This is a genomic window from Corallococcus silvisoli (assembly GCF_009909145.1).
GTDB classification, from domain to species: domain Bacteria; phylum Myxococcota; class Myxococcia; order Myxococcales; family Myxococcaceae; genus Corallococcus; species Corallococcus silvisoli.
Map to the genome: position 1 here is coordinate 279,235 of NZ_JAAAPJ010000001.1, position 12,765 is coordinate 291,999.

14 protein-coding genes are annotated in these 12,765 nt (G+C 70.4%); 11 read left to right on the plus strand and 3 right to left on the minus strand.

All coding sequences use genetic code 11. The features are described 5' to 3' along the window. Nucleotides 1-4 precede the first annotated feature (4 nt). From GTY96_RS01000 to GTY96_RS01040, 9 genes are all read left to right on the plus strand, one after another. The gene (locus GTY96_RS01000; RefSeq protein ID WP_161663633.1) at nucleotides 5-1,102 is read left to right on the plus strand and encodes an alpha/beta hydrolase family protein; all 1,098 of its coding nucleotides are present in this window, start codon (nucleotides 5-7) and stop codon (nucleotides 1,100-1,102) included. Further along, nucleotides 1,099-2,934 carry a virginiamycin B lyase family protein gene (locus tag GTY96_RS01005; protein ID WP_161663634.1) on the plus strand — a complete coding sequence of 612 codons (1,836 nt, stop codon included), beginning with the start codon at nucleotides 1,099-1,101 and terminating at the stop codon, nucleotides 2,932-2,934. Before GTY96_RS01000 ends, GTY96_RS01005 begins: the two co-directional genes overlap by 4 nt. Next, complete coding sequence (locus GTY96_RS01010) at nucleotides 2,931-3,707, plus strand: cyclase family protein (protein ID WP_143897623.1); 777 nt, start codon at nucleotides 2,931-2,933, stop codon at nucleotides 3,705-3,707. Before GTY96_RS01005 ends, GTY96_RS01010 begins: the two co-directional genes overlap by 4 nt. Next, nucleotides 3,704-4,780, plus strand: coding sequence for a c-type cytochrome (locus GTY96_RS01015; RefSeq protein ID WP_161663635.1), 1,077 nt, complete (start codon nucleotides 3,704-3,706; stop codon nucleotides 4,778-4,780). The genes GTY96_RS01010 and GTY96_RS01015 overlap by 4 nt, the downstream gene beginning before the upstream one ends. Beyond that, a complete protein-coding gene (locus GTY96_RS01020) occupies nucleotides 4,777-6,024 on the plus strand; it encodes a beta-ketoacyl-[acyl-carrier-protein] synthase family protein (protein WP_143897627.1) in 1,248 nt (415 codons plus the stop codon). The genes GTY96_RS01015 and GTY96_RS01020 overlap by 4 nt, the downstream gene beginning before the upstream one ends. Nucleotides 6,025-6,028: 4 nt before the next feature. Further along, the gene (locus GTY96_RS01025; RefSeq protein ID WP_161663636.1) at nucleotides 6,029-7,183 is read left to right on the plus strand and encodes a multicopper oxidase family protein; all 1,155 of its coding nucleotides are present in this window, start codon (nucleotides 6,029-6,031) and stop codon (nucleotides 7,181-7,183) included. A 159-nt stretch (nucleotides 7,184-7,342) separates the two neighbouring features. Next, nucleotides 7,343-8,302, plus strand: a complete 960-nt coding sequence (locus tag GTY96_RS01030) for a sigma 54-interacting transcriptional regulator (protein ID WP_161663637.1) — start codon at nucleotides 7,343-7,345, stop codon at nucleotides 8,300-8,302. Between the two features lie 72 nt (nucleotides 8,303-8,374). After that, complete coding sequence (locus tag GTY96_RS01035) at nucleotides 8,375-8,893, plus strand: SRPBCC family protein (protein WP_161663638.1); 519 nt, start codon at nucleotides 8,375-8,377, stop codon at nucleotides 8,891-8,893. A 93-nt stretch (nucleotides 8,894-8,986) separates the two neighbouring features. Further along, on the plus strand, nucleotides 8,987-9,523 hold the full coding sequence (locus tag GTY96_RS01040; protein ID WP_143897634.1) for a DUF3052 family protein: 537 nt from the start codon (nucleotides 8,987-8,989) through the stop codon (nucleotides 9,521-9,523). Between the two features lie 15 nt (nucleotides 9,524-9,538). Here the strand turns inward: GTY96_RS01040 and GTY96_RS01045 are convergent, their stop codons facing one another. Next, entirely contained in the window at nucleotides 9,539-10,396 is an 858-nt protein-coding gene (locus GTY96_RS01045) for a GspE/PulE/PilB domain-containing protein (RefSeq protein ID WP_143897636.1), read from the minus strand. 82 nt (nucleotides 10,397-10,478) lie between these two features. Here GTY96_RS01045 and GTY96_RS01050 point away from each other — a divergent pair, with 82 nt between their 5' ends. Together GTY96_RS01050 and GTY96_RS01055 are read left to right on the plus strand one after the other, a co-directional pair. Next, nucleotides 10,479-10,673 (plus strand): CPXCG motif-containing cysteine-rich protein, encoded by a 195-nt coding sequence (locus tag GTY96_RS01050; RefSeq protein ID WP_143897638.1) that lies wholly within the window; start codon nucleotides 10,479-10,481, stop codon nucleotides 10,671-10,673. Nucleotides 10,674-10,914: 241 nt separating this feature from the next. After that, nucleotides 10,915-11,358: an Hsp20/alpha crystallin family protein gene (locus GTY96_RS01055; protein WP_370456548.1), complete on the plus strand. Its 444-nt coding sequence runs from the start codon at nucleotides 10,915-10,917 to the stop codon at nucleotides 11,356-11,358. A 148-nt stretch (nucleotides 11,359-11,506) separates the two neighbouring features. Here the strand turns inward: GTY96_RS01055 and GTY96_RS01060 are convergent, their stop codons facing one another. After that, nucleotides 11,507-12,136 carry a response regulator gene (locus tag GTY96_RS01060; protein ID WP_143897642.1) on the minus strand — a complete coding sequence of 210 codons (630 nt, stop codon included), beginning with the start codon at nucleotides 12,134-12,136 and terminating at the stop codon, nucleotides 11,507-11,509. Between the two features lie 44 nt (nucleotides 12,137-12,180). Then, entirely contained in the window at nucleotides 12,181-12,756 is a 576-nt protein-coding gene (locus GTY96_RS01065) for a KdsC family phosphatase (RefSeq protein ID WP_186001785.1), read from the minus strand. Nucleotides 12,757-12,765 lie beyond the last annotated feature (9 nt).

The window sequence follows — 12,765 nt, forward strand, 5'->3', positions numbered from 1 at the left end:
CGCCATGGAGCCACGTCGATTCATGGTGTTCCGGGCGGCCTTCGCGGGGGTCCCCTTCGGCGCCCTGGAGGCGGCCACCCGGAGGATGGATGCGGGCCAGGAGTGGACCGCGGCGCTCCTGGGCTCCGCCATGGACCTGCGGCAGCTGGCGGATCAGGCCTCGCGCGAGGGGCGGGCGCGGTCCGCGGCCCAGGCCTGGCTGTGGACGGCGAGCACCTATCAGGCGGCGTCGCTGGGACTCCACCTGGTGGCGTCCGGCACGCCGTGGTGGCGGAGCGCGCTGCGGCTGCGCCACCGGGCGCGGCTGGCGTACCGGCGGGCGCTCGCGCTGCAGCCGGGGCTGGGCCGCGCGGTGCGGCTCGCCACGCCACGGGGACCGGTGACGGGCTACCTGCGCCTGCCGGCGACGGGACCGGCGCCGCTGGTGGTCCTGTTCAACGGGTTGGACTCGCTGTGCGAGGTGGAGCTGCATGCCTTTGGAGAGCCGCTGCTGGCCCGGGGGATGGCGGTGCTGGCCTTGGACCTGCCAGCGGCGTTCGGCGCCCGGCCCCGGACACCCTTGTTCGAGGTGGAGGCGGTGGCGCCCGCGCTCGCGGACTGGGCCGCGCGGCAGCCCGGGTTGGTGGCGCGTGGGCTGGGTGCCCTGGGGGTGAGCTTCGGAGGGCACCTGGTGGCGCGTGCGCTGGCGGGCGAGCCGCGCTTCGTGGCGGGCGTGGCGGTGTCACCCAACGCTGGCATGGATGGACCGCTCATGGCGCTGGAGCGCATGCGCCGGATGCTGTCGCTGTCGTTCAACCTCCGGGGCGATGCGGAGGTGGAGGGCTTGGCCTCGCGCATCCACCTGGGGGGACTGAAGGCGCCGGAGGGACGGCTGCTGTTGTTGCACATGGAGCAGGACCGCCTGTTCGGCCCGGAGCACGCGGAGGCCTTCGTGGCGTGGGGAGGCTCGCGCGTGGAGCTGCGCACCTGGAACGCGGAGCACGTGGGCACGAGCCGCGTCCACGAGTGGCTTCCGCAGTCGGTGGATTGGCTCCTCGAGCGCATCAAGGCAGCGGACCCGGACGTGGAGAGGACGACGAACACATGGGGGGCACGGAAATGAAGCGTGGAGGATGGACGTGGACGGCGGCGCTGCTGGCGCTGGCGGTGGGTTGCAAGCAGGGCACCTCGGAGCCGACGCCGGAGGCCCCCGCGGGGATGCCCACTCCCTACTTCCAGGAGTTCGCGCTGGATCATCCCGGCAGCGGTCCCGCCATCGTCGCGGTGGACGAGCAGGACGCGGTGTGGGTGGCGCTGGCGAAGACGGGCAAGCTGGCGCGCTTCTCCAACGGCTCGCTGGAGCTCTTCCCGTTCGGTCCAGAGAGCCGGCCGGTGGGGGTGGCCGTGGGTGCGCCGGGGACGGCGCACGAGGCCTCCGTGTGGGTGGCCGCCAGCTACGACAACAAGCTCATCCGCTTCGACCGGACCACGCGCGAGAAGAAGGAGTTCCCCCTGGAGGGCAAGAACACCTGGCCCTTCAACGTGGCGCTGGGGCCGGACGGGTCGGTGTGGTTCACCCAGCGCTTCGCGGGGCAGGTGGGCCGGTTGGATCCCGCGTCCGGGAGCGTCCGGAACTATCCGCTGCCCAACCGGCAGTCGGGCCCCGCGGGGCTGGCGGTCGACGCGCGCAGCGGCCGGGTCTGGTTCACGGAGGGCTTCACCGACACCGTGGGCAGCTTGGATCCCGCGACGGGGGCGATCCGGGAGTGGCGCCTGGGCACGGAGAGCACGGGCGTCGTCAGCGGACCGGCGGGATTGGCGGTGGATGCGCAAGGCGGCGTCTGGTTCGCCAAGCTGGAGGGCCGCCTGGGCTATCTGGCTCCGGACGCGCAGACGCCGCGGATCATCGAAGTGCCCGCGGAGGCGCGGCGCCCCGCTGGCATCGCCGTGTCGCCGTCCGGTGGCGTGTGGACGCTGGCGCTGGATGGGAACCTGGCGCTGCGCTACCGGCCGTCCACCGGGGCCTTCACGTCATTCCCGATGCCCACGGGCGCGCCCGACCTGGAGCCCGGGGTGCCGCCCACCGCGCGCAGCTCCCGGCCCTTCGGTCTGGGCTTCGACAAGCAGGGCAATCTCTGGTTCTCCGAGCAGTACGCCGGGAAGCTGGGCGTGCTGGACCTGGCGCCCCCGTCCATCCAGGTGCTCTCTCCCGCGGGGGTCGCGGAGGGAGGCCGGACGATGCTGTCGGTGCGCATCACCGACCGCGTCTCCGGGGTGCGCGACACCGAGTACCGCATCGACGGCGTGCCGGTGACGCCCGTGCAAGGGTTCCTGGAGCTGGTATCGCTCACGCCGGGGCCCCACATCCTCAGCGTGCAGGCGACGGATGGCGCGGGGCAGCGCGCCTCGGTCGAGTCCCGCTTCGAGTACCGGCCAGGACGGCTCGCGCTCCAGTACGCGCTGTCCCGCCTGCGGCCCGTCGACCTGGAGGGGCAGCAGGTGCGGGACCGGCTCGTGACGGAGGCGGAGCGGCTTGGGGAGCAGGACGTGCGCGACGGGCTGACGCGCATCCGTCGCACGCTGGGGGAGGAGGCGGCCCGCTTCCATCCGTTCCCTCTGTCCGCGTACCAGGGGCTGGTCGACTTCATCGCGAACACCTCCGCTGGCGACGTGGAGGTGCGCGTGCTCGACACCCCTCCGTACTTCGACCGCAGGGAGCTGGTGCTGCGCCCCGGAGACAGCGTGCGGTGGCGGTATGACTCGCCCAACACCGGGCACACGGTGTCCACCGCCACGCACGCGCTGACGGTCGAGGGCGGAGGCCAGTTGCTGTCCTCGGGGCTCCTCAAGTCCGGAGACCGGTTCACGTTCAAGTTCGAGCGGCCCGGGCAGTACGTGGTCAAGGCGCCGGAGTCGCCGGACGCGGTGCTGGCGGTGAAGGTGGGCGAGCCATGAGCGGCTTCGCGCGGCTGGTGGACTTGAGCGCGCCCTTCGGCCCCAATCCGGGCGAGCGCGTGCCGGTGGTGCTGGAGCGGCTGCCACACGAGGCGGGGGGCGCCCATCTGGCGAGCCTCGTGGGCATGGATCCCCAGCGGTTGGAGGGGGGACGCGCCTGGGCGAGCGAACGCATCACCGCCATCACCCACGCGGGGACGCACATGGACGCGCCGTTCCACTACGCGCCCAGGGTGAACGGGGTGCCCGCGCGCACCATCGACGAGATGCCGCTGGAGTGGTTCTGGAGCGAGGGGTGCTGCGTCGACGTGGAGGCGGGGCCCGCTGACGCGCTGGTGACGCCCGAGGAGCTGCTGGACTGGGAGGAGCGCCAGGGCCACCTGATTGTCGAGGGAGACATCGTCCTGTTCCACACCGGCGCCGGGGCCTTCTTCGGGCAGGAGGGGTATTCGGACCGGGGCCGGGGGCTGTCCGCGGACCTGGTCCGGCTGCTGGTCGCGCGAGGCGTGCGCGTGTTCGGCACCGACGCGTGGAGCATCGACCCCGCGTATGGCGTCATGCGCCGGCGGATGGAGGAGCAGGGGGCGGACACCGTGTGGGCGGCGCACTTCGTGGGCCGCGAGGCGGAGTTCTGCGTGATGGAGAAGCTGTGCAACCTGGAGCGCCTGCCCGCGGCGGGCTTCCGGGTCGCGTGCTTTCCCATCAAGGTCCACCGGGGCAGCGGAGGCTGGGTCCGCCCGGTGGCCTTCCTCGACCCGGAAGTGGCGTCATGAAGCGCGTGGCGCGGGGGACGTTGCTGTTGGGGCTCTTGCTGGCGGGCGTCGCGAAGGCCGGGGGCCCGGCCCGCGCGGCGAGGACGCGGGCCACCGAGGGCCCGGGGGCGGCGCTGTTTCGCGACCGGTGCCAGGGCTGTCATGTCCCCCGGCCCGCCGGCACCGGCGACGTGTTGGACGCGGAGAAGGCCGAGGGGCCGGACCTGTCATACGCGGGCACGAGGCTGCGGCCGGAGTGGGTGGAGTCCTGGCTCCAGGCGCCCACCCGGGTGCGGCCCGCGGGCTGGCTCCCCTACCGCTACGTGGTGCCCACGGCGGAGGGGGACCGGGTGGACGTGGCCCGTCTGCCAGCGCATCTGGCGTTGTCCGCGAAGGACGCGCGGGAGGTGGCCGCGCATCTGGGAGGGCTCAAGCGGGAGCTCAACCCGTACCCCATCGCGGAGCCCCACGGCGCCATCCGCGCGCAGGTGCACTTCTCCAAGCTGTTGCCCTGCGGCGGCTGCCATCAGTCCGGGGCAGGGCAGGGCGGGGTGTCCGGACCGGAGCTGTCCACCGCCGGTGCTCGCCTGGAGCGCGAGTGGATGGCGGCGTACATCGCGGATCCGGGCTACTGGCTGCGCAGCCTGATGCCCCGGTCGGATGCGCGCAGCGATCAGATCGCCGCGATCGTCGACTACCTGGCCCAGCCCCCCGCCGCCGCCGCGCAGGCTCCGGTCGTGAAGGCGGAGGCGTGGGTGGCGGTGGAGACGGTGCCCGAGCCGAAGCGTCGCGCGCAGCGGCTGTACCGGCTCCTGTGCACGCAGTGCCACGGCGTGCGGGGCGACGGGCGCGGCATCAACGCGCGCCACCTCTTCGTGGCGCCGCGCAACCACCGCTCCGCGCAGGAGATGGGGATGCTCACGCGCGACAGCATCATCACCGCCATCCGCTCCGGCGGGAGCGCGGTGGGCAAGTCGTCCCTGATGCCCGCCTGGGGGGCCGTCCTGGACCGCCCGGACATCGAGCTGCTCGCGGACTACGTGATGACCTTGAGCGGAGGGGCCGCCCCTTCGCGAGGAGACCTCCAGCCATGAACTCGAACCGTCGTCGCGTCGTCATCACCGGGGTGGGGCCGGTCTCTCCGGTGGGAGTGGGCCGGCAGGCCTTCTGGAACGGCATCCGCGAGGGCCGCAGCGGGACGGTGGCCCTGACGGAGCTGCCGGGAGGCTTCCCGGTGGAGACGCTGCGCTCGCGGGTGGCGGGCCGCATTCCGGACGCGTTGCTGCCCGAGGATGAGCGGCGCCACACGGACCGCCGCTCGTTCCTGGCGGAGCTGGCGCTGGACCTCGCGCTGAAGGACGCGGACCTGCGAAGTCTGCATGAGACCCGCTCCGCGCTCGTCCTGGGCAACGCGGTGGGCGCGCCCATCGAAGTGGAGGCGGCCTTCCTGCGACGCGAGCGGGGGGAGCTCGGCGCGCCGTCCGTGGCGCCCCCGGCCCTGCTCCGGCAGCTCTCCTTCCACACCGTCGCGGACGAGCTGGCGGCCCGCTGTGGCTGCGAGGGGTTGGTGCTGACGGTGTCCACCGGGTGCACGGCCTCGCTGGATGCGATCTCCACGGCGTTCGACCTGGTGCGCACCGGCGTGGCGGACGTGGCCCTGGCGGGTTCAGCGGAGGCTCCGCTCACCTCCATGGTCTTCGCCTCCTTCGACGTCATTGGCGCCACCACCCGCCGCAACGACATTCCCACCGCCGCGTCCCGCCCCTTCGACCGCCAGCGGGACGGCTTCGTCCTGGCGGAGGGGGCGGCGCTGCTGGTGTTGGAGGAGCGGGAGCACGCCCGCGAGCGTGGGGCGCCCATCTACGCGGAGGTCACCGGCTTCGCGTCCTCGAGCAATGCCTACCACATGACCCAGCTGGCGGCGGATGGGCTGTCGTTGGCGCATTGCCTGCGGCTGGCATTGGAGGACGCGCGGTTGCCTCCGGAGGCCATCGACCATGTCAGCGCGCACGGCAGCTCCACGCCCCAGAACGACCTGTGTGAGACCAACGCCATCAAGGCCGTCCTGGGGGCGCGCTCCCGAGCCATCACCGTCAACTCGCTCAAGGCGATGCTGGGGCACGCGCTGGGGGCGTCCAACGCGCTGGAGGTGGCTGCCTGCGCGCTCTCCCTGCGCCACCAGTTCCATTTCCCCACCATCAACCTGGACGAGCCAGGACCGGGCTGTGACCTGGACTATCTGGCGCACGCGGGCCGCGCAGCGGCGTGCGGCCACCTGGTGAAGCTCAGCAATGGCTTCTCGGGCATCCACTCCGCCCTGGTCATGGCGGCGGTCTGACGCGATGACAGCCATTGCCAAGGCCCTGCGGCTCTCCTGTGTCGCGCTGGTCCTGCTGTGGGCGGGAGGTCCGGGGCATGCCCAATCGCAGGAGGAGCTGATGGAGGAGACCCTGCCACCGCCTTCCGCCCGGCTGGACCTGCTGCGCGCGAAGCTGAAGCCGCGGATGGAGAACGGTCAGGCGGTCTGGGAATACGAGCTCGTCGTGAGCGAGCGCAAGCTGAGGCTGGCGGACGGCACGATGTACAAGGTCTGGTCCTTTGGCGGGAGCATCCCCGGGCCCACGCTGGTGGCGCGGGAAGGGGACCGGGTGCGGATCCGCCTGGTGAACGAGACCTCCAACCCGCACTCCCTCCACTCCCACGGCCTCTGGGTGCCGCACCGGATGGATGGCGCTCCCCATCCGCACCCCGCGGGGCAATCCCACGAAGGGATGGAGCTCCCCGTCTGGGCGAACCCCGTCCCGCCGGGCCAGAGCTACACCTACGAATACATCGCGCGGCCGGCGGGGACGCACTGGTACCACTGTCACGTCAACACCAACGAGCACCTGGACCGAGGCATGAGCGGGGCGCTCATCATCCTCCCCCGCACGGCCGAGCCCGCGGTGGACCAGGACCTGGTGATGCTGCTCGACGAGTGGAACCGCGACTACGCGGACATGGGCACGCCGGGGCATCCGCGCGACTCCGGGCTCTATGACATCTTCACCATCAATGGCCGCTCCTATCCGGAGACGGAGTCCTTCCATCCGCGCCTGGGGGACGTCGTGCGGGTGCGCTTCATCAACGCGGGAGCGCTGTCGCACTCCATGCACCTGCATGGGCATGAGTTCCTGGTGACGCACAAGGATGGACAGCCATTGACCGACCCGGCCCTGATGGACACGGTGACGCTGGGGCCAGGGGAGCGGGTGGACATCGTGTTCGTGGCGAACAATCCGGGGGACTGGCCGCTGCACTGTCATTCGTCCCCGCACGTCACGAACGCGGGGCGCTATCCGGGAGGGATGATGGCGCACTTCCTGGTGGGCCCCGAGCGCTTCCCGAAGAAGGGAGAAGGCCCGGTCGGGCCCGGCATCCGGAGCTTGCGAGAGCTCTGGCGCGCCTCGGCCCTGAGAGCCCTCAAGGTGGATGTGGAAAAGGGCCCGGCGCCCTGAGCCGGAAGAGACGGCCCGCTCCTGGCGCGGATCCTGGGGGCGGCGGGAAGTTTCGCGAGCATCCCCGTACGAGAAGGTCGGGGAGGTCCACTGGCAATGACGCCCGGCGCGTGTGCCGGGGATGTTTCGAGCGACGCCGAATCGAAGAGCCTCATGGAAATGGTTGGTCGGAGTCCGGAGCATCGACGGGTGCTCGAGCAGTTGACGAAGGTCGCCCCCACCCTCACCGAGGTGTTGATTACCGGACCCACGGGCGTGGGCAAGGAGCGCTATGCGCGCTTCCTGCACGAGCAGAGCCGGCAGCGCGGTGCGTTCGTCGCCATCAATTGTGGGGCGCTGCCCGCGGAGCTGCTGGAGAACGAGCTGTTCGGCCACGTGTCGGGGGCCTTCACGGGGGCGCGCCTGCAAAGCGAGGGATTGGTCGCGAGCGCCGAGTCCGGGACGCTCTTCCTCGACGAGGTGGACTCCCTGGCGCTGGTGAGCCAGGTGAAGTTGCTGCGCTTCATCCAGGAGCGCGAGTACCGCAGGCTGGGGGAGAACAGGACGCGCAGGGCGGACGTGCGCATCGTGGCCGCGACCAACGCGGACCTGCAGGACGCCGTGCGCCGGGGAATCTTTCGCGCGGACCTCTACTTTCGTCTGCGCGTCGTGCCCGTGCGGGTGCCGCCCCTGAAGGAGCGGCCCTCCGACATCCTCCCCCTGCTGCGTGCCTTCACGGAACACTACGCGGAGGCCTACCGCCTCTCGCGGGCCGAATACTCGCCCCGCGCGGTGAAGTGGCTTCAGGAGTACTCCTGGCCGGGCAACGCGCGGGAGCTGGAGAACGTCGTTCGCTACCTCACCGCGCTTCAGCTGGGGAGGCTTGTCGAACCGGAGGACATCGACCTGATGGATCCGGAATCCAACAGGCAAGAGGAGTTGCCTGGAATGCGTCTGGATTTGACATTCCAGCGCGCCAAGCGCGACCTGATAGATCATTTTGAACGGCGCTACATCACCGAGGCGCTCCGCCGCCATCGAGGCAACATCTCTCAGGCCGCGAGGGCCAGTGGCAAGGCGCGGCGGGCCTTCTTCGAGCTCATGCGCAAACACGGCATCCAGGGCAGTGAGCTGCGCTGACATCCAACCCGTCGGGTTGACGCCATCGGCGGGTCTGGTCTATCTCTATCTTTCGTGAATAAGAGGATTGTCATGTGGATTGTCGGCATCCTGGGTTCGCTGCTGGGGCTGGTTGGCATCATGGCTGTCGTTGGGGCAGCCCTTCCCCAGGACCATGTCGCCACGCGCAGCATTGTCCTGAAGCAGCAGCCGGAGGTGGTCTGGCCGGTGATCGCGGACATCGCGCAATGGCCTTCATGGAATGCCAATCTCAAACGCGTGGAGCGCCTGCCGGACAGGGAGGGCCGGTCGGTCTACCTGGTGGAGGACTCGAGCGGGCCCATCCCCTCCGAGGTGATGCAGGTGGCGCCTCCCCCTGGGGCGACGCTGGTCACGCGCATCGCGGATCCCCAGCTGCCGTTTGGCGGGACCTGGACCTGGAAGGCGGAGCCCCACGCCGAGGGGTGCCGGGTGTCCATCACGGAGAACGGTTCGGTGACCCATCCGTTCTACCGCTTCGTGTCGCGCTTCGTGATGGGGCATCACCGCAACATGGATGCGTATTTGAAGGAGCTGGGCCGCAAGTTCGGTGAATCGGTGCAGCCGACGTGATGCGCGGGGGGGCACATGGGTTCAGAGGCGCAGTGCAAGGTTTCCTTCCAGGGGAAATCCGGCGAGGGCAGGGCCTACCTTGAAAGTGAGGGCTTGAGCTTCCGTGGCGCGTTTCGCTTCAACATCCCGGTGAAGAACGTGCTCGGGGTGACGGTGGAGCAGGGGACGCTGAAGGTGTCCACGGCGGAGGGCGTGGCGAGCTTCGCGCTGGGCCCGGAGCTCACCGGGAAGTGGGCCCACAAGCTGAAGAACCCGCGCAGCCTCCTGGACAAGCTGGGGGTCAAGGCGGGCCAGAAGATCGCGACCGTGGGGATGAAGGACGAGGCCTTCCGGGAGCAGCTCACCGCGAAGGTGGGCGCCGCCCCGTCCACGCGGGTGGGCAAGGACAGCGACATCATCTTCTTCGCGGTGGAGACGGCCTCCGACCTGGAGCGGCTGACGGCCCTTCAGCAGGGCCTCAAGCGTGATGGCGCCATCTGGGTCGTGCGGCCCAAGGGCAAGGCGTCGCGGCTCACCGACGGCGAGGTGATGGGCGCGGCGAAGGCCAGCGGGCTGACGGTGGTGAAGGTGGCGAAGTTCTCCGAGACGCACACCGCGGAGAAGCTGGTCATCCCGGTGGGCCTGCGCTGACGGGGCCTGGGCGCGTCAGACGCGCATCCGCGCGGCCAGCTCGCGCTGCTGCACGGCGCCCTTCTCGAAGATGAGCTCCAGCAGGGCGCGGAGGATCTTGGAGCTCTTCTCCTGGTTCTGCTGCACCGTCTGCAGGCGGGCGAGGTCCTCCTCCGTCCACTCGGAGGTGGGCGAGCCGCCCGCGAGGATTTCATCCAGGATGTCGGACGCGCTGGAGCCCGCGCTCGCGGCGGGCGCGGGGGCGGCGCGCGCGGCGGGGGCGGCGGCGGCCGCCGGGGGCGCCGCGTTCGGGTCGACGATGTCGCTGATGCGCTTGACCACCGTCTTGCCGCTCATGTCGACGACCTTGAACTCCTCCTCCTCCGGGAACTCGTCCGAGGCCTGCTGCTGGCGCGTGTCGGGCTTGAAGCGCTTCTTCTCCACCGGCTCCTGGCCGCGGTAGTGGCGCAGGATGGCGTGCTCGATTTCACGGTCGCCCGCCACCATGGGAATCACGCGAGCGCGGCTGCGCGCCGCCACCTGGTCCAGCGTGGCCAGGTCCGTGGGGTCGGACATCGCCAGCACCAGCGTCTTCCCGTTGTCCTTGAGCTGCACCGGGAACACGCCCTTCTGCTCGGCGAGCCCCACGTCCACGCGCGCGAGCGCGGCGGCGTCCTTCGTCAGGTTGCCCAGCTGCACGCGCGGCATTCCCAGGCCCTGGCAGATGGCCTGGGTGATGGTCTCCTCGGACGCCAGCCCCAGGTCCGCGACGACGCGCGACACGCGTCCGCCCCACTGGTCCAGGGACGCGAGCGCGCTGCGAAGCTGCAACTCGTCGATGACGCGCGCCTTGACGAGGATGTCCGCGATGCGATTCCGGGAAGGGGGAGCCATGGGGTGGGGATTCTAGCGTCTGATGGCGCGGACGCTCAGTCCACGTCACCGAACATGCCCTGCGAGCAAGGAGGTTGGGACCATGCAGCCCTTCGCGGACGCCGCTGCGCAGATGTGCCCGTACTGCGGTGAAGAGGTGGAAGTCGACGTGGACTCACTGGGCGCCTCCGCCGAGTCCTACGTGGAGGATTGCCCCGTCTGCTGCCGGCCCTGGGAGGTGCGGGTGACCCGGGACGAGGACGGCGCGGTCGTCACGCTGGGCCGCGACGACGACTGACGCGCGCGCGAACGGCCCTCCGGCCGGGGAGCAGGCAGGCGGGCGCGGGGCCTTCCACGGAGGCGCCGCGACGGCCGGGGCCGTTGCTTGACACGTCCCGAAGCATGGTTCTCTTGAGTCTTGTGAGGCGCCGCCGGGCCCCGCCGGAACACCGGGACGGGGCACGTCCGCTCATTCAACAACGACTGTGAACCCGCACGACGTGCGTCCGAACGGACGTCACGAACAGGAGAAGACCATGCTGAACGCCCGCAATCCCTACAACGCCGCCGTCGCCCTGCCGCTGCTGCGCGACTTCGACTTCCTCTTCCGCGAGCTGGCCTCGCCCGGCGTCCGCGACAACGCGGAGCGCACCGTGACGCCCGCGGCGGACATCCTGGAGGCCGAGTCCGGCATCACGCTGCGCATCGACCTGCCGGGCCATGACGCCAAGTCCATCCAGGTGAAGGTGGAGGATGGCGTGCTGACCGTGCGCTCCGAGCGCAAGGCGGAGGCCGTGGCGGAGGGCACCACCCTGCGACGCCAGGAGCGCGCCACGGGCGTCGCCGCGCGCCAGTTCCGCCTGCCGGACACGGTGGATGCCACCCGCGTGGAGGCGCGCTACGACAACGGCGTGCTGTCCCTCACCCTGCCGCGCCGCGAGGAGACCAAGCCCCGCGTCGTCGAGGTGAAGGTCCAGGGTTGATGCGCATGCATCAACGCCATGGGCTGATGCGCAGGCATCAACCAACAGGGAGGCCGCTGCCCTCGCGTGAGCGAGGCGCGGCGACTCCCGCAAGCATCCTGTCGACCCGAGGGCTTCCGCGTTGGGCTTGGCGGAAGCCCCCGTCCCCTCACTTGCGGGTAGCGCTGGTGTTGAGCGCCAGCGGCACCCGGAACAGCTCCATCACCTGCGTCACGTCCAGCGGCTTCGCCAGGCACGCCACCGCGCCGGCCTGCTTGGACTGCTCCACGACGTCAGGCGTGTGATTGCTCGTCATGGTGATGAGCCGCACGCCCTCCATCTGCTTGCGAGCGCGGATGCGCTTGCAGACCTCGATGCCGTCGATATCCGGCATGTTGAGGTCGATGATCATCCCGTGCGGCTTCTGCTCCGACACCAGCAGCAGCGCCTCCACGCCGCTCGTCGTTGTCTGAAGCTCCACCTGGTTCGCGTGCGGCTTGAACGCGCGCTTGATGGCGTCCAGCACCGGGCGCTCGTCGTCCACGACAAGCAGGCGCACCGTGCTGCTGCCCAGCTCCTCGGGCACGGGCATCTGGTGGGTGACCAGGAAGGTGCGCAGGTCGGTCGAACGCACCCGGCGGTGGCCACCCGGCGTGCGGAAGGCCATCAGGATGCCGCGGTCAATCCACTTGCTCACCGTCGACGGGTCCACCTGAAGCAACCGACTGATGTCGTGCGTCGTGTAGAGCTGGTCCGTCATCGCCGTACTCCCCTCGGACTGCATCGTTCCACTAGCCATGGAAATAAACACCTACCTTGAATGCGGGGTTTGATCAACCCACCCTACGACGTGCTGCGTTTACCTGTGCTTCGCATCAGACCCACGGCGTCATCCCAACGGCCACTGGCACGGAGGCACAGCTCGACCAGCTCCCGGGCGGCTCCGTGACCGCCCACGTTCTGCGTAACGAAGTGTGCCTCCTGGCGCACCTCAGGAACAGCATCCGCCGGACAGGCGGAAAGCCCGGAGAGCGACATGGGGTCCAGGTCGTTGAGGTCGTCGCCCATGTAGGCGCACGCGTCCGCGGGCACCTGGAGCTGGGCGAGCAGCTCCTGGAGGGCAGGGCCCTTCTGCTTGCGGCCCTGGAAGACCGCGGCCAGGCCCAGCTCGCGCCCGCGCGCCTCCACGATGCGCGAGGTGCGCGCGGTGAGGATGGCGGCGGGCAGCCCCACCAGACGGGCCATGACGAGCGCATGGCCGTCCTTCACGTTGAAGCGCTTCATCGCCTCGCCGTTGTCGCCGTAATACAGCCCGCCGTCGGTGAGGACGCCGTCCACGTCGAACACGAGCAAGCGCACGCGCGACGCACGGGACGTCAGCTCTTCCTTGCCCGGCTTGGAAGGCGCTTCCGTCTGCATGGCCTCCTC

Excerpts from the sequence above, each read along its gene's own strand:
- GTY96_RS01000 (WP_161663633.1), top strand. The coding sequence starts at position 5 with ATGGAGCCACGTCGATTCATGGTGTTCCGGGCGGCCTTCGCGGGGGTC.
- GTY96_RS01005 (WP_161663634.1), top strand. The coding sequence starts at position 1,099 with ATGAAGCGTGGAGGATGGACGTGGACGGCGGCGCTGCTGGCGCTGGCG.
- GTY96_RS01010 (WP_143897623.1), top strand. The coding sequence starts at position 2,931 with ATGAGCGGCTTCGCGCGGCTGGTGGACTTGAGCGCGCCCTTCGGCCCC.
- GTY96_RS01015 (WP_161663635.1), top strand. The coding sequence starts at position 3,704 with ATGAAGCGCGTGGCGCGGGGGACGTTGCTGTTGGGGCTCTTGCTGGCG.
- GTY96_RS01020 (WP_143897627.1), top strand. The coding sequence starts at position 4,777 with ATGAACTCGAACCGTCGTCGCGTCGTCATCACCGGGGTGGGGCCGGTC.
- GTY96_RS01025 (WP_161663636.1), top strand. The coding sequence starts at position 6,029 with ATGACAGCCATTGCCAAGGCCCTGCGGCTCTCCTGTGTCGCGCTGGTC.
- GTY96_RS01030 (WP_161663637.1), top strand. The coding sequence starts at position 7,343 with ATGGTTGGTCGGAGTCCGGAGCATCGACGGGTGCTCGAGCAGTTGACG.
- GTY96_RS01035 (WP_161663638.1), top strand. The coding sequence starts at position 8,375 with ATGTGGATTGTCGGCATCCTGGGTTCGCTGCTGGGGCTGGTTGGCATC.
- GTY96_RS01045 (WP_143897636.1), bottom strand. The coding sequence starts at position 10,396 with ATGGCTCCCCCTTCCCGGAATCGCATCGCGGACATCCTCGTCAAGGCG.
- GTY96_RS01050 (WP_143897638.1), top strand. The coding sequence starts at position 10,479 with ATGCAGCCCTTCGCGGACGCCGCTGCGCAGATGTGCCCGTACTGCGGT.
- GTY96_RS01060 (WP_143897642.1), bottom strand. The coding sequence starts at position 12,136 with ATGGCTAGTGGAACGATGCAGTCCGAGGGGAGTACGGCGATGACGGAC.
- GTY96_RS01065 (WP_186001785.1), bottom strand. The coding sequence starts at position 12,756 with ATGCAGACGGAAGCGCCTTCCAAGCCGGGCAAGGAAGAGCTGACGTCC.